Origin of the sequence: Arthrobacter cupressi, assembly GCF_900099975.1 — a bacterium.
GTDB lineage: Bacteria > Actinomycetota > Actinomycetes > Actinomycetales > Micrococcaceae > Arthrobacter > Arthrobacter cupressi.
Genome location: NZ_FNEI01000024.1, coordinates 1 through 21,509 on the forward strand (window position 1 = coordinate 1; position 21,509 = coordinate 21,509).

A 21,509-nucleotide genomic window follows, 5' to 3' on the forward strand; every position below is an offset into this window, starting at 1 on the left:
CGGGTGTTGCCGTCCACGGAGGTGGCCTGGTCGCCGCCGATGCGGACGGCTTCCTCGGAGAACCAGCGCAGCATTTCGGCGCCGTAGGCCACTTCGCCCTTGGCCTCGGCCAGGGGCTTGCCCATTTCGGCGGTCATGATCGAAGCCAGCCGGTCGGTGTTGGCGATGACGAGCTCAAAGGCGCGCCGGAGGATGTCCGCCCGCTGGCGCGGAGTGGACTTTGCCCACTCCGCCTGGGCGCGGCCCGCAGCCTCGATGGCTGCACGGGCCTCTTCCGGGCCGCCGTCGGCCACGTGGGCAATGACCTCGTGCGTGGCCGGGTTTTCGACGGCGAAAGTGGCTCCGCCGGCAGCCTTCTGCCAGGCGCCATCGATGAACAGTTCAGTGTGAAGACCCGAAGGGTCGAATGAGGTGCTCATGTCACGCTTTCATGGATCGGAGGGGGATATACATAGTTAGCGCGCCTTGCCGATCGAGCGCGTAGGCACCATGAATTCAAACTTGCTGTCATTCTTCCCTTGGATCATGTCGGCTGCGATTCGTCCGATGCCGGGGCACATTTTGAAGCCGAATCCTGCAAACCCGTTGGCCAGAAGAATGTTGTCGCTGCCCGGCAGGAATCCAAGGAACGGGATCGAGTCATCCACGTAGAAGTCTGCCCAGGCACCGGCCCGTATCGGACTCTTGTTGAGTCCTGGAAAGTAGTGGGCCACGTACCTTTCCATGTATTGGATTTCCTCCACCGTCTGGCCACGGAAGTAGTCATCTGGCCCGGTCATCTCCGTGGGCGCTCCACCGGGAGCGATTTTCACGGATCCTCCGCCGTCCAGGCTTGGCGCGCCGTACAAGGTACCATCGGCGACCAAGCGCTGAAAGACGGGAAACTTTTCCGCGCTGAAATCATGCCCCGGAAGCGGGCTGAACCAAGTGAGCTTGATCCGGCCGGCACGGCTCTTGTTGCGAAGCTCAGAATTGAGATGCTCCCCGGACCATGAACCGGTGGTCACGATGACCTTTTTGGCAGTCCATTGGTTTTCGCAGTCGGTCAATACCACGCCTTCCGGCGAGGCGTCGTGAATGCTGACCTTTGAATAGTCGTGGACCTGGGCTCCCAAGGCATTTGCCCGCGTGACGGCGGTCAGCACAGCCTGTTCGCAACGAATAAAGCCCTGGGTGGCGTCAAACATCCCGATTTCGTCGGAGTCCAGCCGGTGTTCCGGAAAGCGGTCCTGCATTTCAGATCGACTGAGGTGTTTGACCTCCACACCGGCTTGTTCCGCGGCTACCTTAGCGGCAACCATCCTCGAATCCTCAGGACGACCGATCATAAGTCCACCGGTTTCGGTCAGGATTTGGATGTCCGAGAACTCCTGCAACATCTCCCAGCGGGTGCGAGCCAGCTCAATCACCGGAGTATATTCCGGGCGGCTAGTCTGCATCCGCCTAAACAGACGGGTCTCGCCACCAACAGCTCCACGATCGTGGCCAATTCCAAACTGCTCAAACCCAACGACGTTCAGGCCGTCCTCCGCAAGCTGCCATAGTGCCATGCTCCCCATGGCGCCCAAGCCGATAACGGCGACGTCGAACTCCGTGTGCATAAGATTCCTTCTTCGTATTTCAGGCCCATGCGGCCGAGGGAAAGCATCGCAAGACACGGGTGTGTCGGTGCCATATCAGTGCTCTTGTTGACGTTACAAATGGCAGCACCCGGGCTTGCCCCTCGCTGCTTTCAAACGCTGGTGATTGCTCGTTGCCCAAGGTCCCGGATGCTGGAGCGTCTTTTGTAATGCTACCGACACCTAGGGTCGTTCGACAAGATTGTCCTACAGAATTTTTCTGAGCTGTTGACTGCCGCTCTTGCTCCTTTCGAGTTTTGCGGGCTCGGGCAGGTTCCTCTTCAGAGCTTCTCAAGCAGGGGTGCATGTCCGGAATGTGGCAGCCACGGTCAGCGCAGTTCATCATCAAGGAAACCGTGTGGCGCTTAGGGCTTGTTGGAAAATGGGGACGGCGGCGATGTCGGCGTCGAGGACGGCATGCCGTCTTCGATACGAAGCGCCAACCGCAGCCGTAGCCTAGACGGTGGCAGGGGCCGAGGTGTTGCCCGTCGAGGCAGAGACCATGGCCCGGGCGCCGGCCTCGAGCGCTGCGATCATGCCACGGTCCTCGCAGTAACCCGGTTGGGGTGCCGAGGGGACTGGGTAAACTCGGACAGCTTTTGAGCGTGAGTAAGGGGCATTCCACCCTCGCCCAGTGTGGCGAGCTTCGTTGCTTCGGCTACCGGCGAACGCACACTTGCGCCACGTCGGCCGTGCTCGGGCCCACTAGGAACGCCGAGCGCATCTGGTCACAATAGGGCGCCAGGAGATACCTCTGCCGTGTCGTGCTGATGGTAGTGGTCTTCTATCGCCCGCTGAAGAATTTCGGGATCGCCACCAACCACGGCATCGAGAAGTTTAAGATGCCGTTCGGTAGCCACTTCTCCCGGGTACTTCACGCCGGGGCGCAGGATTGTCGGGACCGTAATCACATTCAGAAATGGCTGCTGCCTCCGCCATGTGTCTATCAGCCAAGGGTGCTTGCACTCAGCAATCAGCGAGCCATGAAAGGTTCGATCCAGTTCCCAAAATCTGTCAAAATCGCGCACCAGGTCGAGTTCACTCATCTGCTCCGCGGCGTCACGCATGGTTTGCACGGTCTCCGGGCTGACAGGAAATTGAATGCTCCGAACAGCCTGCAATTCGATCATCGCGAACACTTCGCCAAGTCCCACGACGTCCTCGTGGCTGAACTCTCGCACAGAATACCCTCTGTGCGGTTCCCCAAGGACAAATCCCATGGCCGCCAGGCGCTGAAGGGCCTCACGGATAGTACCCCTGGAGACTTTGTGTTGTTCTGCCAGGTCAAGTTCGCCGAGTCTTTCCCTCGGGTACCGTGTGCCGAGCAGGATCTCGTTCCGAAGGGCGGTGGCCACCATATCAACCCGGGTGGGTTTCTTCTGGGCCGTGCGGGACCCTGTTCCTGCTGGCAGTTCTTCGGTCATTGTCGATGCTCCTAGCCTGTTCACGATACGGACGCGAGGCATCACAACCGCGGTCCGCAACCCTAATTACACCAGTTGTTGTGCGGTTTCCTTCCATCTGCTCCCCGCATGCCACCATCTGTGCAGGCTGAGATGTGGATGTGGGGCAAGAGCTTCAACGACTTTACGAAGTCTCCAATCCTCCTGGCGCCTTGGCCGTAACGAGGGACGCCAGCATGCATCCCGAGCTGCGGCGTCAGTTCGCCGCGCCTGTCCCGGGATGCATACTGGAACGGGTTCATGGAGCGTCCTTACTTCAATGTGGCTCTGCGACGTTCACGGGCGTTGCGATGGAAGCGATGAGATCTCCAGAGTTCACCGCCAGGCTTGAGATTCGGTAAATGAGTACTCCCGGAACGGGCGACCGGGCCTCCTGAAGCATGGCTCCAAAAGGATCCCGGACGATGCCAAGCAAGGCGCCGGCTTCGACGGGCGAACCTGGCAGTACGTGGCCGAACCATAATCCAGAGCTTTCGCACATCACGCCATGGCTCTGGAACGGCGGCAGGGGAGCTCTCGCCTCGCTGTCATCGTCCAGCAGACCAGAGATCTTTAATAGTCGATCAAGGCCCTCCCGCTGTACCGCCACGTCCGATGGGGACCACTTGCCTTCCCCTCCGACTTCGATGAGGACGGAAGGGATACCGGCACGTGACGCTTCCGTGGTGGAAGTTCCCTCGGTGTCCACCAATACAACCCTCGGAACATCGAACTGGCTCGCCATTCTTAGTGATGCATCGTTTACATCTGACGTTCCAACGTTGCTGACACACGCATAGTTGTCCAGGACTTCGGGGATGTCGCCGCTGTGACAATCTACGTAGTAATTGCTGCGAGAGATAATATTTGACCACAGCCAGTAGGCAAGCCGCCCAGTGGGTCCACCGTTTGGATGCCCGGGAAAAGCGCGGTTGAGATTCTCTCCATCCATTGGGTTGACGAACGGGGTTCTCTTGAAGAAGGCAAGAGGATTGGACCTTAATGAAGCGATTACCGTTCCTTGAATGGCCAGGGGATCCAGGTCGAAAACGAACTCCCGTAAAGCCACCATGGAAACGTATTCACCGCCGTGGACTCCCGCGGTGACAGCAAGAATCGGCCCGGGTTTTTCTCCATGAACGATGACGACGGGAAGCTCAAGGACTTCTTCATCGATCTCGACCGAACAGTAGCCCGATGACAGCGTCCCTGCTTCAGCAACCAAGGGCCCCACTCTGAATGGCTCACGTGGACGATTCATCTGGGTCTCCCGTAACTGCTTCAGCTTAGTGGCAATGACGTGAACTTGGAGTCTGGTCCAAGGAACCTTGCAGGGTTCATGAAACTGACGTCGGTGGCGGTTGCTCCGTCCAGAACAAGGTCGGCGGCAATAGCACCCAGGGCAGAGGCCATCTTGAAGCCGTGGCCGGAGAAGCCGGCCGCAGCTACAATGCCATCCATTCCGGGTACCGTTCCCAACAAGCCAGTCTCGTCTGGTGTGTAACCGTCAGCGCAGAGAGCAACCCGAACCGGGTCCGGAATCAGTCCAGGAAGGAATTCCCGGACCCACCTAAGGATGGGTTCCAAGTACTCAGGGTCCCACGAAAGAGGCTTCTCCATGGACTCCACTTCGTCCATATAGACGCTCCCCGCTACCTTCACAGTCCAACCATCTGCGCTCGGGAACCCGTAAAGGCGAGCTTTGTCCGAGCGCTCGTCTTCCTCGGCCCTCCGGAGGAAGACTGGCAGGCCTTCCCTGCAGAATACGGATGGATCCACAGCCGGGAACCAAGTCAGGACCTGCGGCAGAATCGAAAGGTGAACGCCGAGTTCCTTGCACACCGCACCAGCGCCGGTACCCTGCGAGAGGATCACCCGGGAGGCGACGATTTCTTCCTGATCGGTTCTAACGATGTATCGGTCACCATACGTCTCAACGGCGTGTGCTTTCCGGTTTCCCAGGAACTGGGCGCCAAGCCGTTTGGCCTCAACCAGGGCGGCGGTCACAGCTTTCTCTGACTTGAGGTAGCCTCCCTCGGGGTCAAAGATCGCAACATCGTTTTCCCTGATCACGTGATCGGGATACTTTGCCCTGGCCTCATCGCCCCGGAGAAGTTCGTAGTCGAGGCCATGGTCCTTGCCTGCCGCAATAAGCGAGGCCAACCGCGGGTTGTGTTCGTCGAAGATCGTGACAGCACCTGTGGTGTCGAGCAATTGAGTGCCGCTAATTTTCTCCAGCTCGCGCCAGAGACCCTGCGACCTCTGCAGGATGGGCGTGTAATGACCGCCCTCCGCATACACCTTACGGAAAACCCGCGATTCGCCGGCGTAGCCTGAGAAGGGGCCTGGGATGGAAAAGCGGTCTATGCCGATGACCCGCAGGCCACGGGAGGCAAGCTGCCAACTCGCCATGCTCCCTACGGAGCCGACTCCAACGATTGCGACGTCCGTTTCAAGTGCTGTCATGTTCTTACCTTGTTTTCCTTGAAGATGTTGGGCTTGGTGCAGACCCTGATGGAAGACGGCAAACGCTCGCTTGGGCTGCGTATGGGACGCTCGCCCCGGACGCGTTTAGCCCTGAGGACCGCCGACGATCCGTATCAATGGGCAAACATTGTCTGTCATTATTGTCGGACAGAGTCTATCCTAAATCTAGCACTGAACCCCGGGCCAGGGAAGCGTGATAGCGCCTGTATCAAGGCGATGATCCATCGATTTGCTGCGTTTCGGGCGGTTCAAGAACTCCGGCGTTTAGGCCGCTAAGGGTGTCGGGAGTGCCGTCTTCGAGCTGCCCGTGCCCAAGAGCGATAAGCCAGTGTCACGCCGGCAACAGCCGGCGGCCGATCAGCAAAAACCCTCGATAGGAACGACATGTCAAAGAGCAATGACGAGATCGATGCTCGCATCCTCACCGAACTCCGGATCAATGCTCGAATCAGTCTTGCCCAACTGGGCGAACGTGTCCTCCTCTCCCGCAACGCCGTCCGGCAACGGATTGAGCGATTGGAGCGGGATGGTTACATTCGCGGCTATACAATCCGCGAATCCGCGATCGACGGACCCTCTAAGGTCGGCGCGTTTCTCCTCATCCAACGTCGTGACCGCGTGCGGGGCAGTGATGTGATAGCGGGCCTGCGCGCAATTCCCGAAGTGGTTGTCTGTGACGTTGTCAGTGGGGAACTGGACATTGTTGTCAGGGTTGAGGCGTCAGATGTAGAGCGTATCCGTGAGATTTGGTGCCGCGTCTCGGAGTTTCCCGGAGTGAAGGACATAACAACTGCCCTTTCTCTTTCAACGGCCATCGACAGGTAGCCGGAACGTTTCGACCTGGCCTGATTCACGGCGAAGGCGACCGTGCTGGTGGGCTGCTCGCTCGGGAGACAGCCCACCAGCATCTACTCAGCGCTGACGTCCTATGGCGTCTGGCTCAGCGAATCCACTTGTTCCTGACTCAGCCATCCATCACCGAGTGCAATCTCCACAACACTTTGACCTGAGCCCAGTGCCCTGTGAGCTACCTCAGCCGCCAGGTTGTAACCCAGGATCGGCAGCAAAGCGGTTGCCTGGGCGGTGGACGAACGGGCCCGGGTTCTGAGCAGTTCCTCATTGGCTTCGATCCCGTTTACGCACAGTTCCGTGAGCACATCGCATCCGTTGGAAAGCCAGGACATTGACTCCAGCAGAGCATGGGCAATGGCGGGTTCGAATGCGTTTAGTTGGAGCTGGCCGTTCTCTGCGGCCATAGTGACAGTTGTATCTGCTCCCGCAACGAAGAATGCAATCTGGTTCACAACCTCCGGGATGACAGGGTTGACTTTTCCAGGCATGATCGACGAGCCTGCCTGACGAGCAGGAAGTTTGATCTCGGCGAGACCCGTTTGTGGCCCGCTTGAGAGAAGGCGAAGATCGTTGCAGATCTTCGACAGCTTGATGGCGGTCCGTTTCAATGCGCCAGAAAATGTCATGAAGGCCCCGGTGTCCCAGGTCGCTTCAATCAGATCTTCAGGCTTGGAAAGTGAGACTCCGGAAACTGCCGAAAGGTTATCGACGATGCGCTCAATGTATCCGGAATCTGCAGTGATGCCGGTCCCGATGGCAGTGGCACCGAGACTGCACTCGGTCAACAATACGGCAGCCCCGCGCAACAGTCGCTGGTCCTCATTGATCGTCACGGAAAAGGCCTTGAACTCTTGCCCAAGCGTCATGGGGACAGCGTCCTGCAATTGTGTGCGCCCGATCTTTGGGATTGAATCGAATGCCTTCCCACGTTCTGCGAAGGCATTGGACAGCCTTCCTAGGCGGTCGAGTAGTTCGTCCAAGGCAAACACGAGCGCCAGGCGCACCGCTGTCGGGTAGACGTCGTTGGTTGACTGGCACTTGTTGACGTGTGCAATGGGATCAACCACGTCATAACTCCCCAACGGGTTGCCCATTGTTTGTAGTGCCAAATTCGCAATCACTTCATTGGCGTTCATGTTGCTGGAAGTTCCCGCTCCACCCTGAATGACGTCGACTCTGAATGCGTCATCGACGTCGCCAGCTGCCACGATATCGCAAGCAGAGGCAACGGCTTGCCCGACGTCGTCGGGGATCAGTCCCAGTTCCGTATTAGTCAAGGCAGCCGCCTTCTTGACGTACGCAAGGGCACGGACCAAGTGGCGATGCTTCCCCAGAGGTATCCCGCTGATGGGGAAGTTCAAGATCGCGCGCTCAGTGTGGACGCCCCAGAGCGCGGACGCCGGCACGGCTAGGGCGCCGAGGCTATCCCTTTCAATGCGAACACCTGTGGTCATGATGCGATGGCGATGACTTTGGGCTGCGTCATCTCCTCATAGGCGAACCTGACCCCTTCCCGGCCCATGCTTCCGTACTTTGAACCACCGAACGGCATGGCATCATGGCGATAATCCGACGAGTCATTGATCATGACACCGCCAGCATCAATGGCCCTGGCTGTTTCCATTGCCCGGGCGAGATCTTTGGTGAATACGCCTGCCTGCAGTGCGTACTCGCTGTCGTTGGCCAAGCGAATCGCCTCGTCCTGCGTGTCGAAGGGTTCGATCAGGACCACTGGGGCAAACAGTTCCTCCCTCCAGGCTTCGCAAGAGCGGGAGACCCCGGTCAGCACGGCCGGTGTCAGGACGGTGCCATTCAGGGTGCCACCGGTAAGCAGACGTGCTCCTGCCTCGACTGCCTGGTCGATCTTCCGTTTGGCTTCTTCAGCCGCGGCCCGGCTGATCATCGGCCCTACATCGGTGCTTTCCTGCGACGGATCACCAGCCGCCAAGGCATTTGTTTTGGACACAAAAGACTTGAGGAAGGCGTCAAAAATCGTGCGGTGCACCAGGATTCGCTGCGCACCGATGCAGTTCTGTCCGGCCGCCCAGAAGGAACCTGAAACGCTTGCCTCAACTGCACTGGGCAGGTCGGCGTCGTCATACACAATGACCGGTGCGTTCCCGCCGAGTTCCATGCAAAGGCGCTTGATGCCAGCGCTGGCAGCGACGGCACTGCCGGTGGCGAATCCGCCCGTGAAGGAGACCATTCTGACCAGCTTGGACTCGACGATGGCCTGCCCGACCGTGCGGTCTCCAAGCACGACGACGATAAAGTCATCCGGGAGTCCGGCTTCCACAAGCAGGTCCACTAGGAACATCGCCGAAAGTGGTGTCAGCTGGGAGGGCTTCAGAATGACGGTGTTCCCGCCTGCGATCGCTGGCCCAAGCTTATGGGCCACCAAGTTCAGGGGATCGTTGTAAGGAGTTATCGCGGCTATTAGCCCCAGAGGCTCCCGGCTAAACCAGCCGAGTCGGTTCTCAGAGCCGGCAAAGGAATCGAAAGGCACAACTTCACCCGCATTGCGGCGCGACTCGGCTGCAGAGAGCTTGAGGGTGTTGATTGCTCGCGAGACCTCCTTGCGGGCCTGCCGAATGGTCTTGCCGGCTTCAAAGACGATGAGGTTCGCGGCCTTGTCCGCGCGCTGCTTGAGCAAATCCGCTGCGGTATCCAAAATTTGGGCCCGCTCATGACGAGGCATGGCCGCAGCTGATACGGACGCGGTGGCCGCGCGCTTCAGCTCCCGCTCAACGTCTTCCTGGGTTGATTGCGGGAGGTGCGCCAGAACTGTTCCGTCGTACTTGTTGTAGACGGCCAAGTCATCCAGAAGTTCAGCAGACTCGACATGGACCATGGTCGTTTCAGACATGGACGCCTCCATTGATGAATGCGTCTACTGCTGCAATGTCGGAGACCAAGGCGTACGCGGTTTCCGTCCGGCCCGCTCCAGGGCCGGAGACCGTGACGGCGCCGAGGAGGTCCGTTTCGAATGAAACCGCGTTGGTCGCACCGGAAATGCCGGCAAGAGGATGGTCCGCGGTGAGGGTGGCTGGTCGCACACTTGCCGTGATCTTGCCGTCTGTTCCGCGGGTGGCTTCGCCGATGAGTTTCCAGCGCTGACCGTTTGCCAGTGCCTGTGCGACCTGGTCGCTGGTAATTTCCTGGATCCCTATGGTGTCGACTTCGTCGGGATGCAGGCTGGCGCCGAGAAGTTCGTTTGCCAGGATGGCAACTTTGAGCCGCACGTCGGATCCGCCGATGTCTGCAGTCGGGTCCGCTTCGGCGTAGCCGTGCTCCTGGGCCTCTGCGATGGCTTCTCCCAAGCGCAATCCTGCTTCCATCCGGCCCAGGACGTAGTTGCTGGTTCCGTTAAGGATGCCTTGGACTCCCTTGAGCTGAAGTCCCTCGAACATCTTCTGTGCCAGGCGCAGCACAGGAGTGCCGCTCATCACCGATCCTTCGTACTCGAAGCTGGCGCTATTTTCCTTGGCCAGAGCATTCAGTTCCCGGCCGTGAAGAGCGACCGGTCCCTTGTTTGTGGTCACCACGTGCTTGCCCGCAGCAAGGGCCCAACGTACGTGCGATACAGCCGGCTCGCCGTCCACCGGGCTTGTGAAGGTTGCCTCGACGACAATGTCAGCAGGGCTATTCTTGATGACTTCTTCGTTACGCGGTTCGGAAGATCCACCGCGGAGTCCTTCGAAGTTGGCTCCTCGCGGCATGGCGAGTACTGTCGCCAGATCGATGCCTTCCTCCTGCACCAGTGAACCGAACGCAAGGTCTGTAATAGCGACTACGCGAAGTTCGAATCCAAGAGCTGCGAAGCGGTGTGGCTCGTCGCGAATGAGCGTGGCCAGGGCTCGATTCACGCCGCCGAAACCGATCAGGGCCAGGTTATACGTCGTCACTTGATCTCCTCTGTGGCTATAGAAAGCTTGCACTTACAGCTTCTGTCCGCGGGGTGTCAGTCAGCTATGAACGCATCGCTCGTTGACTATGACGAAAGGACCAAAAAGCAGAATCCTGTGGACCAAATGGTCGCAGCATTGGGGCCACCATACGGGCGCGAGGTGCTATGGCATGCAAAACCAATGCGGCGTAGCGTGGTTTGGACAATGGTCTGGAGAACTCTGGCCCACAGGGGCCACGCCTGAAGAGGACGCCGTAGGCCTTGGTTCTGGAGGAGCCGGGATGGCTGGATGGAATGCTGATACAGCAACTGGACCAGGCGGAGGGGCGGTCACTCTGGTGGAGGGATCATCCTTCTGCATTTCGTTGCCCAACGGAGATATTCATCCTGCTTATCCACATGGTGTCTTCTTTCAGGACACCCGTATCCTGTCCGGCTGGAGCCTGACCATTAATGGTCAGGAGCTGGAGCCCTTGGCGGCGCAAATGCTGGAGCCGTATCGGGCGCGGTTTGCTGCCCGCGTTACTCGAACAGACGGTTATGCGGACAGCCCGTTGATTGTTGAGCGGCTGCGGGAAGTGGGGGCCGGAATCCAGGAGCGGCTAACTGTTCGTAACTATTCTGCGGAGCCGGCGGAGTGTCTTATTGCGGTGGTATTGGAAGCTGATTTCGCCGACCTATTCGAAGTCAAGGAAGGACGGACTCCGCGCCACTGGGATGAGACGCGTCAGGCCGATGGCGAATCACTGGTTATCAGTGCTTCCTGGCAAGGGGTTCGGAAGAGCATCAGCGCGCGCGCACCCGGCGCCGATATCGCCGTGGACGGTATTTCATTCAGGACGTCCATCCCGGCTCACGGTGAATGGAGCAGCGTCCTTGCGGTGGTACCCACGGCGGACGGAGCGGATCCTGACAGTACCTTTATCCATGCGGGAGTGGATGGTCTGCTGTCCCCGCGGGATTTGCGGCGACAAGAGTGGGTGGCCAAGATTCCGGTGCTGCAGATGGGCAACCGCTCGATCGAGCGTATACTCCGGCGCAGCTACGACGACTTGGGTTCTCTCCGTATAGAAGACCCGGATCATGCAGAGCGGGTCGTGGTGGCGGCCGGTGCTCCATGGTTCATGACGCTCTTTGGTCGCGATGCGCTGTGGGCAGCTGAAATGGCGATGCCCGTTGATCCGTCGCTGGCGCTGGGAACACTGCAAACCCTGGCGGATCGCCAAGGTCAAGTGGTGGATTTATTGAGCGAAGAGGAGCCGGGCAAGATTCTTCATGAAGTCAGGCTGGATGTCTCCAGTAGCTTGTCCTTGGGCGGAAAGACCATCTATTACGGCAGCGTTGATGCAACGCCACTGTTTGTTTGCTGGCTAGGGGATGTCAGCCGCTGGGGGTTCGCTCCGGACATTATTGCCAGTTTGTTGCCTCATGCAGACCGTGCCCTTGATTGGATACGTGACTATGGGGACAAAGACGGGGATGGGTTTGTTGAATACGAACGTCTCAACCCGCAGGGCCTGATAAATCAGGGCTGGAAGGATTCCTGGGATGGAATCAATTTCGCCGACGGGCGGCTGGCCGAGCCGCCAATAGCCCTCTGTGAAGTGCAAGCCTATGTCTACTCGGCCTATATGGCCCGTTCTTGGATTGCGTACGACACCGGCGACAGGCGTTTGGCTGAGGAGCTCGCTGATCGTGCCGCCAAACTGAAAAAGCGGTTCAACGAGCAGTTTTGGATGCCTGAGCGCGGGTATTACGCCGTGGCCCTGGACGGGAAAAAGCGCCAGGTGGACGCGTGCGCTTCCAATATGGGCCAGTGTTTGTGGTTCGGCTTGGTGGATGAGGACAAAGCGCCATTGGTGGCCGAAAGGCTGATGTCACCGGAGATGTTTAGCGGTTGGGGAGTGCGTACCCTGGCGTCGGACATGGGTGCCTATAACCCTGTCAGCTATCACAACGGGTCAGTATGGCCCCATGACAATGCGATTATTGCTGCTGGCCTTTTACGTTACGGCTTTGTTGAAGAAGCGCAGCGGATTTCAACGGCGCTATTCGAGGCAGCCGAGTTCTCGGATGGTCGGCTGCCGGAATTATTCTGCGGTTTTAGCAGGGAGCGGTTCCCCGAGCCCGTACCGTACCCGACAGCTTGCGCCCCCCAGGCATGGGCCGCTACCACACCGATTCTGCTGGTGACGAGCCTGATGAGATACGACGCCGATGTTTCGAAGGGCGGTCTCTGGATGGATCCGGTTCTCCCGCAATCCTATGGGGATGTCCACATCAGCAACGCACCCATGGCGGGAAGTCGTATCACTATCGATGTTACAAATTCGGTCGCAAGAGTCCAGGGCCTCCCGGAGGGAATGGCGCTCAAGCGCGGGCACCGACCTTGGTTTACCGAGCTAGTTGAGAAGGCCGGCAAGGCTGACCCCGAACGATAGAACACATGTGTGGCCTAGTTAGGTAACTTTGTCGATCAAGATTGTCCTACATTGTGTATCATCGTCGCTGTAGCATCTTGAGTTCCCGGCGGGGCCGGCAGCGGGTAAGGAAGCCACTTCACCGGAGGACCATCGGCTGCGGTTTCGGATCCTGCTGACAAGCGGCACCAATTTTGTGGTGTTGGGGGAGTACTCCATGGTTCTACATCCAGGCCAACGAGGGTTGGCACACTTCTTCGTGGGCAAAAAGCGCCCGGAAACGGAATGAATTTATGGTCAAGGCGATTGTGTTGAATGACACCCAAACGGCAGATCTGGGCGAGCATGTCCTGAAGCCGACCAGTACTACGCCGGGGCAGACGGAGGTGTCCCTTAAGGTCTGGGAAGCTGATGGAGCTCGTACGGGGGTGTGGGAGGCTACTCCTGGAACATTCACGAGTACCCGCGAGGGCTTCAATGAGGTTTGCGTGATCCTCAGCGGAACGGCCACCATCACCGACGAGAGCGGCAGCTTTGACATCGGACCCGGCTCACTCTTTGTCACACCGGAGGGATGGCGAGGCAGCTGGACCGTTCATGAAACACTTCGCAAGGTGGGATTTGTTCAGAACCTGCCTGCCTAACCGATCGCCGAAAATTCGCCGATAGGGGCGTCTTACCTCACTATCCGGCGAGCAAGTGTCGCATTGGGGGAGTCCGGTCCCTTAGGGGCCGGACTCCTATGCTTACTTTCGGTGAGCGTGGAGGCGCCCGCTAGTTGAGCTTGGCTTCGGTGATTGCGCCGAACTCCAGCCCCCAGGTCTTTAGGGCTTCCTTGTACTCTGGGCTTTCAAGGATCGATTGGATCGCTGCCTGCATGGCCGGCGTCAGCGGTGAGCCCTTCTTCAGCGCGACCGCCGTGATGCCGGTGCCACCGACGTTCAGCGGCGGGGTAAGCATCTGGAAGGAGTCCGGCTGCTGCTTCTGAGCCCACGCCAGCGCGGTCGTGTCATAGAGTATTGCGTCGATCCTGTTGGCGCTCAGCTGGACGAGGGCTTCCTGGATGTTGGGCAGTGTCACTGGGTTGATCGCCGGCTTTCCCATGGAGGTGCAGGTCATCTCATTGAGAGCAGGGAGACGCAACAATTGGCCGGTGGAACCCTGGGTGACGGCGACGTTCTTCCCGCACAGGGTCTCATTGCTGAGGTTTTGTGGATTTCCGGCATTCACGGCGATTGAGTTGCCGACCTTGAAGTAGTCGATCATGTCCAGGACCTTGAGCCGTTCATCAGTCTTCGCCATCGTCGAGACTGTGAAGTCGTACCGGCCACCGTCAAGACCCGGGATGATCGTGTCGAACTTCGCGTCCACGAACTTCACCTTCACCCCGAGCTTCTTCCCGATCAGCCGCGCGATGTCGGGGTTAAGGCCGATTGCGGTCTGGTTGTCCTCTGCGAGGAAGATCGTCGGCGGGTAGTGCAGGTCCGCCGCCACTGTGAGCTCACCCTTGTCCTTGTAGGACTGGGGCAGCAAGCTCACCGCCTTCGGATCCGGCTGGACGCCCTCGGAGATGTCCCGCAGACCAAGTTCGGTAGGGCTTGCAGAGGGTTCGCTACCGGCAGGGGTGCCGCAGGCGCTAAGGGTTAGGAGGGCGGCAAGGGCAGCGGCGGCGGGGACCTTGCGCTGGATCTTCATGATGCTTTCCTTGAAATCATTTCTGCGGTTATGACGTGGATGCTGGATTCACTGGTCTTTGTAGACCTGGAACCCCCCAAGGAATCTGTGAATGGTCCGGGATGGGATTTGCATCACATGACCGGTTGGCAGTCGGGTTGAAGCTCTATAGACGGCTCAACTTCGAGGAGCGGGTCCGGGGAGAGGCCCAGGTAGATGGCAGAATTCTGTAGGCAGCTTCTGGGTCCAGCGACCAAGATGTGACCACGAGATGATCATAACGCTGGTGCTGGCTCTCAGCGCAGACCTGTGGACACCGTCGTCGTCGGTTTCGATACCGTTAGCGGGAGAGGTTCGGATCGCCGCCTGTCTCGTCGGGATCCGCTTCTAGGATTGGTAGTAGTGCTCTTCGAGAGCCTTTATTAGCAGCTCGCGCTCTCCGGTCATCGCGGCGTCCAACAGCACCAGATGGCGGTCGGCCTGGTTGCTGGCGGTGCCCACGCCGCGCCGCATGATCGGCACCATCTGAACTGCTAGAAGTGATTCCAGGCTCTGCCAGGCCTCGAGCAGCTTTGTCTTGGGCTGTTGGCTCATCAGCGTCCCGTGGAAGTCGCGGTCAAGTTTCATCAGATCGTCGACGTCTTCCGGGAGGCGGAGCCCCCGCATGCGTTCCGCGATAGCCCTCAGCTCGATTTCAGCGCTTTTGGGCAGGGGGAGCGCAGCGTGCAGGGTCGCTCTTCCCTCAAGTGCTGCGAAGACTTCCCCGATCTCAGCAATGTCGCTGTCGCTGAAGTAGCGAACCCAGGTGCCGGACCCTGGCGTGAACTCGACGAGGCCGGTTGACGCGAGACGTGTGAGGGCTTCGCGCACTGTGCCGCGGCTCACCGACAGGTCCTCGGCGAGCCTTGTCTCTACAAGATGCCGACCGGGGTCGAGGGTTCCAAGGATGATCTCCCTCCTAATGAGGTGCTCCACCTGGTCCACAAGCGTGGTTCGTTCCGAACCCCGTGGTGCGAGGGTCCTCGCAAGAGTTGTCCTTGCGGGCTCAGAGAAAGGCTTGCTCTCCATGCATTCACTCCCCTAGTTGACTCACGGTAGCCACTCCTCTTGAAGTGAGCCTTGACACAAGATTGTGAAACGATAATATCAAACAGTGACGTCTGACACGATTGTTGGACAAAATATGAGCAGCGGTTCCTTGGTGACCCCATTCCAGGCGGTGAAGGCACTCGAACCCCAGAATTTCCAGGGCATCACCATGAGCCCCGCGGTTATCGCGGAGGAGTCCTTATCGCTCTCACCTAGGAGGTTTGAATGAGCACTACCAGGAAGCGCATTGCGGTCATAGGCCTGGGAACCGCTGGCAGTATGGCTGCTTGGCGCCTGGCCTCGCGGGGCGCGGATGTCGTTGGCTACGAGCAGTTCGGAACGAGCCACGACCGCAGCGCCCATGCCGGCGAATCACGGATCTTCCGTACCGCCTACTTCGAAGATCAGGACTACGCGCCGCTGATCCGTAGCGCAAAGGCGCTGTGGCGTCAGCTTGAGGCCGAGACGGGCACCGAGCTGCTCACCCTCACCGGAAACCTGATGCTGGGGGAGGCCTCGGCTGAGATGGCGAACGTCAGTGAATCCATTGATAAGTTCGGCGTGGACGCGGTGGCTATTCCCCTTGAAGAAGCGCGCAAGCGGTGGCCCCAGCATCCCTACCGCGAGGGCGACGTCGTCGTCCTGGACCGCGAAGGCGGGTATCTCCGTCCGGAACTGGCCGTCCTGAAAGCGGCCCGCAGGGCCGAGGCGCTGGGCGCCGAACTGCGGACCTACACCCCGGTCGAGGGGATCGAGGTCAAGGCCGACGGCGTATGGGTCACGGCTGGTGGGCATAGCGAGCGTTATGATCATGCCGTGGTCACGCCCGGTCCTTGGGCCGGAAAGCTCTTCCCCGAACTTGCGATGCTCATCGAGGCGCGCAAGGTGGTCTCGGCGTGGTTCGCCGGGAGGGAACCTGGCGCGTTTGATCCGGCACACTTCCCGTGCTTCGTCCGGGCGACTCCTCGGGAGTTCTACGGACTGCCGGCGATGGCCGGGAACGGGTTGAAGCTCGGTCTCTCGGGCGCGGTCAACCGGCCGGTTCCAGATCCCGACGCCCTCGACCGGACGGTTCCGCTGGACGAGGTGAAGGCCTTCAGGGCACTCGTAGCCGAATCCTTCCCAGGCCTCTACCCGGACCCGATCCGTGTCAGCGCTTACATGGAGGGCTACACCCGGGACGGGCACGGAATTGTCGGCCGTCTCGGCGGCGAGGAACGAATCACCGCTGTCACGGGCCTGTCCGGCCATGGATTCAAGCTGTCCCCCGCACTCGGGGAGATCGCGGCTGACTATGCGCTCACTGGCTCGAGCGAGAACACCCTCGCTCTGCTGAACCCGGATCGGTTCCTTGCAACGCCGACCATAACGGAGAACCCGTGACGCGAGGCCCACGTTTCCGGCCATAAACCGAGCCCCGTCATTATGCCAGCCCGACGCCGATGACGACGAGCGCGATGTTCACAAGACAGAGCACGGGCAAATTCTGAAAAAGCCACTGGTGCCACTACCAGGCTTTCGCAACAACCTCACCACCCCAACCAAATGATTCAAGGAAGCATCATGAAGACAGCACGAAAGGCCGCTGCCGCGGCTGCGGCCCTGGCCCTCCTTCTGACCCTGAATGCCTGCGGCACCGCTGCCAGCGGCGATTCTGCCAACCCCAGCCCCACTGAAATCGGGCTGAGGGACATCTCCGAGGGCGTCCAGCCCGATGCCAAGGCTGTGAGCCTGCTGCCGCAGAAATACAAGGACAGGGGAGAGCTCACGGTCGCCGCTGACCCGAACAGCCCGCCGACCATCTTCCGCGCTCAGGATGGCGACACTCTCATCGGCCTCAATCCCGACATTACGCGGCTCATTGCCAAGAAACTTGGGGTAAAGATCAAGTATGTGGAGGCGAAGTTCGACACGATGATCCCCGGCCTTGATGGGGGACGTTACGACTTCACCGTCTCGACCATGGCGAAGACCGATGAGCGGCTCAAGGTCGTGGACATGATCGATTACTTCAAGGCCGGCACGTCCATCGGTGTGAACGCGGGAAACCCGCAGAACCTGAGCAACGAGACCCTGTGCGGGAAGAACGTCGCCGTCATCCAGGGCTCCACGGGGCAGCTCAAGCGCCTCCCGGCCCTGAATGAGAAGACCTGCACCTCCCAGGGCAAGCCGGCCATCAACGCCGTGACGCTGCCGAGCGTCCAGGAAGCCCTCGTCCAGCTGCATGCCAAGCGGGTCGATGGCGTCCTCTACGACACGACCGCACTCGCCTGGGCACAGACGCAGCAGCCGGGCTCGTTCAAGATGCTCACGCCAGCGCTGAATGTCGGGGGTACCGGCATCTGTGCTGTCGCCGTGAAGAAGGGTTCGGACCTGACTCCGGCTCTGCAGGCGGCAGTCCAGTCGATCCTTGGTACCCCGGAGTACAAGGAGTCCCTCAAGACCTGGGGTCTGGAGTTCGGAGCCATCGCCGACGCCAAGCTCAACTAGCAGGTGACCTGAATGACGACAGTTATCAAGAAAAGAAGCAAATCACCGATGGGAAGCCTCGACGCAACGCTGAAGCCGCGGCTTCGGGTTCGGACTCCCTCGGAGTACGCCGGATGGATCCTGAGCATCCTCATCGGCATCGGGATCCTCACCTCCGTCCTGACCAATCCCAACTTCAAATGGGGCATCGTCGGAAAGTACTTCTTCGCCGAATCGATCCTGCGCGGGCTCATGCTCACGATCTTCCTGACGATCGCGAGCATGGTCATGGGAACACTGCTCGGCCTTGCCCTGGCGATCATGCGTTCCTCGCATGTGAAGCCGGTGTCCATTGCCGCGAACATTTATATCAATCTGTTCCGCGGCACCCCGGTGCTGGTCCAGCTGATTTTCTGGTTCAACGTCTCGGCTCTGTATCCGAACCTGATGATCGGGATCCCGTTCACGGACATCGGCACGGCCGTAGACGTGAATACCCTGATGGGCCCGATCACCGCGGCGTTGGTCGGTTTGACCCTGAATGAGGCGGCCTACATGGCTGAGATCATCCGCGGCGGCTTCTCCGCCGTCGGCAAGGGACAGATCGAGGCCGCCGACTCCCTGGGCATGAGCGCCGGAATGCGGATGCGCAAGGTCATTATCCCGCAGGCCATGCCCTCGATCATCCCGGCGACCGGCAATCAGGTGATCGGCATGTTCAAGGGAACGTCCCTGGTCAGTGTCCTGGGCGTTGCTGAGCTGTTGCAGAGCGCGCAGTTGATCTACGCCCGGACCTTCGAGACCATTCCGCTGCTGATTGTCGCCAGCCTGTGGTACCTGGTGATGACCCTGCTGCTGAGCTACCCGCAGTCCAAGCTCGAGAAACGATACTCGCGTGCAACCTCCACGCTGCCCCGGAAGGCGAAAAAGGTTGTCCTGATAGAACAGGAAGAAGGTAGCCTCCGATGAGCGCTGACGGTACGATTCAGGTCCGGAGCCTGCGCAAGTCCTTCGGACACAAGACGGTCCTGCAGAACATCGACCTGGACGTTGCCAGCGGCGAAGTCTGCTGCATTATCGGCCCGTCCGGCTCCGGTAAGTCCACCCTGCTGCGCTGTATCAACGGCCTGGAAACCGCCGATTCCGGTGTGCTGAAGGTCAATGGTGAGGACTTCGGCTACTACGAGACCGACCACGCTTACCATGCCCTGAGCAGGAAGAAGCTCGCACTGCAGCGTACCCGGGTGGGCATGGTTTTCCAGCAGTTCAACCTCTTCCCCAACATGACCGCGCAGGAAAACGTCATGTCCGGCCCTGTCCTGGTCAAAGGCCAGGACAAGAAGAAGGCTGCCGCCCGCGCGGATGAACTGCTGGCCAGCGTCGGACTCGACGGCCACGGATTCAAGTACCCTGCCCAGCTCTCCGGCGGACAGCAGCAGCGTGTCGCGATCGCCCGGTCCCTGGCCATGGACCCGGAGATCATGCTCTTCGACGAGCCCACCTCGGCCCTGGACCCCGAAAAGGTAGGCGAAGTCCTCGCCGTCATGAAGGACCTGGCCAAGAAGGGCATGACCATGGTGGTCGTCACCCACGAAATGGGCTTCGCCCGCGAAGTCTCCGACTCGCTGCTCTTCATGGATGAGGGCTTCGTCGTCGAACGCGGCGACGCCCGCGAAGTCCTCGGCAACCCCCAGGAGGCCCGCACCCGGTCCTTCCTCGAGAAAGTCCTCTAAAGAAATGACAGATGGAAAACTGGCCGTCATCGGTCTTGGTGCCATCGGAAGCATGGCCCTGTGGCAGGCATCCCGCCTCACGGACTCCGTGGTCGGCTTCGAAGCACAAACCCCCGCCCACGGCCGCAGCGCCGTGGGCGGGGACACCCGCCTGTTCCGCAGGCTCCACTTGGACCCCCGCTTTGATCCGCTGCTGCAGCAGTCCGAGCGGCTTTGGGCTGAACTTGAAGCCGAAACCGGTCAAGACATCCTCATCCGCTGCGGCGGGCTCTACATCGGTACCGAGAACGGCGGATATATCCAGCAACTGCTCGAGTCCGCCCGAGCAACTGGAACCTCCCATGAGCTTCTGTCGCGGGATCAGATGGCAGAGCGGTACCCGCAGCACAACCTCCGCGAGGACGACGTCGCGGTGTTCGATCCCAACGGTGGCGCGCTGCGGACCGATCGGTCCGTCACCGCGGCGATTGCCGCAGCCCAGGCCAACGGGGCGACCGTGCACAACAACACCCCGATCGATGGGATCAGGGAAACCGCCGACAGCGTCATCGTGACCTCCGGGGACCAGTCCTGGACGTTTGAGAACGTGATCGTCTGCTCCGGCGGATGGTCGCGGAAGCTCCTGCCGGAACCGTTGGTGGCACAGGCCCAGCCCTACAGGGTCTTTCTCACCTGGTTCGTGGCGAAGGAGCCTTCACTCTTCTCCCCGGAGCGGTTCCCGGTCTTCGTCCGGCTCTCAGGAGACCGCTCCATGTACGGCGCGCCCGCCGTCGACGGGGTGACGGTCAAGGCAACGCTGGATATGCGTCCAACCCCTGCCGAACGCCCTGCTGCCGTCGCCAGGGAACTCACCTCAGAGGAAATCGCAGAGACGATGGAGACGGTGAGCGAGTTTTTCCCTGGTCTGTATCCGAACATTGTCCGCTCCGACGCGTTCCCGGACCTCTTTACCAGCGACCGGAAGCCGATTCTGGGCAAGATCAGCCCCGACGGCCGGGTTTACTGCGCTACCGGCTTCTCCGGCGGTGGCTTCAAAATGGCTACCGGTTATGGGCAGATCGCTGCCCAGGAGGCCCTCGGCAAGGAAGATTACGACAACCTCGACTTCCTTCGTCCCCAAAGGTTCACAGCCTGATCCACATCTAAGGCAGGAACAGCCGACGAAGTCCTAACAATCCAATTCGGGCCAGCGGCTTATTTCCGCATCCCTTCGTACCCCGTTTGGCGCTAGTGTGCCAGACCCACATTTACCAATTCATGTCGACAATCGACAGGCGAAGAAAGACACCGTGACAATGACAACAGAACTGCAGAAGGTTGCCGGGACATCGCAGGCGCCGGAACGCGAAACGACCGGTTCGGCTTTGGATCGACTCCAGGGCCTTGGCCTGGAGCTGCCGGTCCTCGCCGGTAACCCGTACTACGTGGATCAGCGGGCAGTGGGGGAGAGCATCCATATTTCGGGCCAGCTGCCGTACAAGGACGGCGAGCTGCTGGGCCAGGGCATTCTTGGCCGGGACGTGGACGTGGAGACGGCGCGCGAGCTTGCTCGCCATGCCGTGCTCAACTGCCTTGCCGCCGCCGTGCAGGCGGTTGGAGACCTGGACCGCGTGCAGATCGTACAGATGCTGGTCTTCGTGGCCAGCACCCCGGACTTCGGTCTGCAGTCCAAGGTTGCCGAAGCGGCCAGTGAATTGCTCATCGAGGTTTTGGGTGAGAACGGACGGCACGCCAGGACCGCGATCGGAGTCGCCGGACTGCCACGAGTCTCTCCGGTAGAGATCCAATTGATCTGCACTGCAGCGTAGAACCGCACC

The 21,509-nt window shown here is 59.9% G+C and carries 19 protein-coding genes; 9 read left to right on the forward strand and 10 right to left on the reverse strand.

Features of this window, described 5'->3' with window-relative positions; genetic code table 11:
• From BLP88_RS18060 to solA (BLP88_RS18080), 5 genes are all read right to left on the reverse strand, one after another.
• On the reverse strand, window positions 1-419 hold a 419-nt coding region (locus tag BLP88_RS18060; RefSeq protein ID WP_139163447.1), incomplete at its 3' end, for an aldehyde dehydrogenase family protein.
• 36 nt (window positions 420-455) lie between these two features.
• The gene (locus BLP88_RS18065; protein ID WP_074591519.1) at window positions 456-1,601 is read right to left on the reverse strand and encodes an FAD-dependent oxidoreductase; all 1,146 of its coding nucleotides are present in this window, start codon (window positions 1,599-1,601) and stop codon (window positions 456-458) included.
• A gap of 746 nt (window positions 1,602-2,347) precedes the next feature.
• On the reverse strand, window positions 2,348-3,043 hold the full coding sequence (locus tag BLP88_RS18070; protein ID WP_074591521.1) for a GntR family transcriptional regulator: 696 nt from the start codon (window positions 3,041-3,043) through the stop codon (window positions 2,348-2,350).
• 295 nt (window positions 3,044-3,338) lie between these two features.
• Window positions 3,339-4,286 carry a succinylglutamate desuccinylase/aspartoacylase family protein gene (locus tag BLP88_RS18075; protein WP_175453597.1) on the reverse strand — a complete coding sequence of 316 codons (948 nt, stop codon included), beginning with the start codon at window positions 4,284-4,286 and terminating at the stop codon, window positions 3,339-3,341.
• Between the two features lie 56 nt (window positions 4,287-4,342).
• On the reverse strand, window positions 4,343-5,527 hold the full coding sequence (gene solA, locus BLP88_RS18080; RefSeq protein ID WP_074591525.1) for an N-methyl-L-tryptophan oxidase: 1,185 nt from the start codon (window positions 5,525-5,527) through the stop codon (window positions 4,343-4,345).
• A gap of 405 nt (window positions 5,528-5,932) precedes the next feature.
• Between solA (BLP88_RS18080) and BLP88_RS18085 the strand changes: the two genes are divergently transcribed.
• Complete coding sequence (locus BLP88_RS18085; RefSeq protein ID WP_074591526.1) at window positions 5,933-6,373, forward strand: Lrp/AsnC family transcriptional regulator; 441 nt, start codon at window positions 5,933-5,935, stop codon at window positions 6,371-6,373.
• 101 nt (window positions 6,374-6,474) lie between these two features.
• Here the strand turns inward: BLP88_RS18085 and BLP88_RS18090 are convergent, their stop codons facing one another.
• From BLP88_RS18090 to BLP88_RS18100, 3 genes are read right to left on the reverse strand one after another with little or no spacing between them, the layout of a single operon-like run.
• Window positions 6,475-7,854 (reverse strand): aspartate ammonia-lyase, encoded by a 1,380-nt coding sequence (locus BLP88_RS18090; protein WP_074591528.1) that lies wholly within the window; start codon window positions 7,852-7,854, stop codon window positions 6,475-6,477.
• Window positions 7,851-9,266 (reverse strand): aldehyde dehydrogenase family protein, encoded by a 1,416-nt coding sequence (locus tag BLP88_RS18095; protein ID WP_074591530.1) that lies wholly within the window; start codon window positions 9,264-9,266, stop codon window positions 7,851-7,853. Before BLP88_RS18095 ends, BLP88_RS18090 begins: the two co-directional genes overlap by 4 nt.
• The gene (locus tag BLP88_RS18100) at window positions 9,259-10,338 is read right to left on the reverse strand and encodes a homoserine dehydrogenase (protein ID WP_245679917.1); all 1,080 of its coding nucleotides are present in this window, start codon (window positions 10,336-10,338) and stop codon (window positions 9,259-9,261) included. The genes BLP88_RS18095 and BLP88_RS18100 overlap by 8 nt, the downstream gene beginning before the upstream one ends.
• A gap of 250 nt (window positions 10,339-10,588) precedes the next feature.
• On the opposite strand from BLP88_RS18100, the gene BLP88_RS18105 reads away from it, so the two are divergent.
• Window positions 10,589-12,748: an amylo-alpha-1,6-glucosidase gene (locus BLP88_RS18105; RefSeq protein ID WP_074591533.1), complete on the forward strand. Its 2,160-nt coding sequence runs from the start codon at window positions 10,589-10,591 to the stop codon at window positions 12,746-12,748.
• Window positions 12,749-13,020: 272 nt separating this feature from the next.
• On the forward strand, window positions 13,021-13,371 hold the full coding sequence (locus tag BLP88_RS18110) for a cupin domain-containing protein (protein WP_074591535.1): 351 nt from the start codon (window positions 13,021-13,023) through the stop codon (window positions 13,369-13,371).
• A gap of 130 nt (window positions 13,372-13,501) precedes the next feature.
• On the opposite strand, the gene BLP88_RS18115 is transcribed toward BLP88_RS18110, so the two are convergent.
• Both BLP88_RS18115 and BLP88_RS18120 read right to left on the reverse strand, forming a co-directional pair.
• Window positions 13,502-14,422 (reverse strand): ABC transporter substrate-binding protein, encoded by a 921-nt coding sequence (locus BLP88_RS18115; RefSeq protein ID WP_074591537.1) that lies wholly within the window; start codon window positions 14,420-14,422, stop codon window positions 13,502-13,504.
• 366 nt (window positions 14,423-14,788) lie between these two features.
• On the reverse strand, window positions 14,789-15,469 hold the full coding sequence (locus BLP88_RS18120; RefSeq protein ID WP_084111357.1) for a GntR family transcriptional regulator: 681 nt from the start codon (window positions 15,467-15,469) through the stop codon (window positions 14,789-14,791).
• Between the two features lie 246 nt (window positions 15,470-15,715).
• Here BLP88_RS18120 and solA (BLP88_RS18125) point away from each other — a divergent pair, with 246 nt between their 5' ends.
• From solA (BLP88_RS18125) to BLP88_RS18150, 6 genes are all read left to right on the forward strand, one after another.
• The gene (solA, locus tag BLP88_RS18125) at window positions 15,716-16,873 is read left to right on the forward strand and encodes an N-methyl-L-tryptophan oxidase (protein WP_074591540.1); all 1,158 of its coding nucleotides are present in this window, start codon (window positions 15,716-15,718) and stop codon (window positions 16,871-16,873) included.
• A 180-nt stretch (window positions 16,874-17,053) separates the two neighbouring features.
• Window positions 17,054-17,980, forward strand: coding sequence for an ABC transporter substrate-binding protein (locus BLP88_RS18130; RefSeq protein ID WP_074591542.1), 927 nt, complete (start codon window positions 17,054-17,056; stop codon window positions 17,978-17,980).
• 48 nt (window positions 17,981-18,028) lie between these two features.
• Window positions 18,029-18,928, forward strand: a complete 900-nt coding sequence (locus BLP88_RS18135) for an amino acid ABC transporter permease (protein ID WP_074591544.1) — start codon at window positions 18,029-18,031, stop codon at window positions 18,926-18,928.
• The gene (locus tag BLP88_RS18140) at window positions 18,925-19,692 is read left to right on the forward strand and encodes an amino acid ABC transporter ATP-binding protein (RefSeq protein ID WP_074591545.1); all 768 of its coding nucleotides are present in this window, start codon (window positions 18,925-18,927) and stop codon (window positions 19,690-19,692) included. Before BLP88_RS18135 ends, BLP88_RS18140 begins: the two co-directional genes overlap by 4 nt.
• Window positions 19,693-19,696: 4 nt before the next feature.
• Window positions 19,697-20,827, forward strand: coding sequence for an N-methyl-L-tryptophan oxidase (gene solA / locus BLP88_RS18145; RefSeq protein ID WP_074591547.1), 1,131 nt, complete (start codon window positions 19,697-19,699; stop codon window positions 20,825-20,827).
• Window positions 20,828-20,987: 160 nt separating this feature from the next.
• The gene (locus BLP88_RS18150) at window positions 20,988-21,500 is read left to right on the forward strand and encodes a RidA family protein (RefSeq protein WP_084111359.1); all 513 of its coding nucleotides are present in this window, start codon (window positions 20,988-20,990) and stop codon (window positions 21,498-21,500) included.
• Window positions 21,501-21,509 lie beyond the last annotated feature (9 nt).

What these genes read in the sequence shown, in the direction of transcription:
- BLP88_RS18065 (WP_074591519.1), bottom strand. Translation starts at nt 1,601, where the DNA reads ATGCACACGGAGTTCGACGTCGCCGTTATCGGCTTGGGCGCCATGGGG.
- BLP88_RS18070 (WP_074591521.1), bottom strand. Translation starts at nt 3,043, where the DNA reads ATGACCGAAGAACTGCCAGCAGGAACAGGGTCCCGCACGGCCCAGAAG.
- solA (WP_074591525.1), bottom strand. Translation starts at nt 5,527, where the DNA reads ATGACAGCACTTGAAACGGACGTCGCAATCGTTGGAGTCGGCTCCGTA.
- BLP88_RS18085 (WP_074591526.1), top strand. Translation starts at nt 5,933, where the DNA reads ATGTCAAAGAGCAATGACGAGATCGATGCTCGCATCCTCACCGAACTC.
- BLP88_RS18090 (WP_074591528.1), bottom strand. Translation starts at nt 7,854, where the DNA reads ATGACCACAGGTGTTCGCATTGAAAGGGATAGCCTCGGCGCCCTAGCC.
- BLP88_RS18095 (WP_074591530.1), bottom strand. Translation starts at nt 9,266, where the DNA reads ATGTCTGAAACGACCATGGTCCATGTCGAGTCTGCTGAACTTCTGGAT.
- BLP88_RS18105 (WP_074591533.1), top strand. Translation starts at nt 10,589, where the DNA reads ATGGCTGGATGGAATGCTGATACAGCAACTGGACCAGGCGGAGGGGCG.
- BLP88_RS18110 (WP_074591535.1), top strand. Translation starts at nt 13,021, where the DNA reads ATGGTCAAGGCGATTGTGTTGAATGACACCCAAACGGCAGATCTGGGC.
- BLP88_RS18115 (WP_074591537.1), bottom strand. Translation starts at nt 14,422, where the DNA reads ATGAAGATCCAGCGCAAGGTCCCCGCCGCCGCTGCCCTTGCCGCCCTC.
- BLP88_RS18120 (WP_084111357.1), bottom strand. Translation starts at nt 15,469, where the DNA reads ATGGAGAGCAAGCCTTTCTCTGAGCCCGCAAGGACAACTCTTGCGAGG.
- solA (WP_074591540.1), top strand. Translation starts at nt 15,716, where the DNA reads ATGAGCACTACCAGGAAGCGCATTGCGGTCATAGGCCTGGGAACCGCT.
- BLP88_RS18130 (WP_074591542.1), top strand. Translation starts at nt 17,054, where the DNA reads ATGAAGACAGCACGAAAGGCCGCTGCCGCGGCTGCGGCCCTGGCCCTC.
- BLP88_RS18135 (WP_074591544.1), top strand. Translation starts at nt 18,029, where the DNA reads ATGGGAAGCCTCGACGCAACGCTGAAGCCGCGGCTTCGGGTTCGGACT.
- BLP88_RS18140 (WP_074591545.1), top strand. Translation starts at nt 18,925, where the DNA reads ATGAGCGCTGACGGTACGATTCAGGTCCGGAGCCTGCGCAAGTCCTTC.
- solA (WP_074591547.1), top strand. Translation starts at nt 19,697, where the DNA reads ATGACAGATGGAAAACTGGCCGTCATCGGTCTTGGTGCCATCGGAAGC.
- BLP88_RS18150 (WP_084111359.1), top strand. Translation starts at nt 20,988, where the DNA reads ATGACAACAGAACTGCAGAAGGTTGCCGGGACATCGCAGGCGCCGGAA.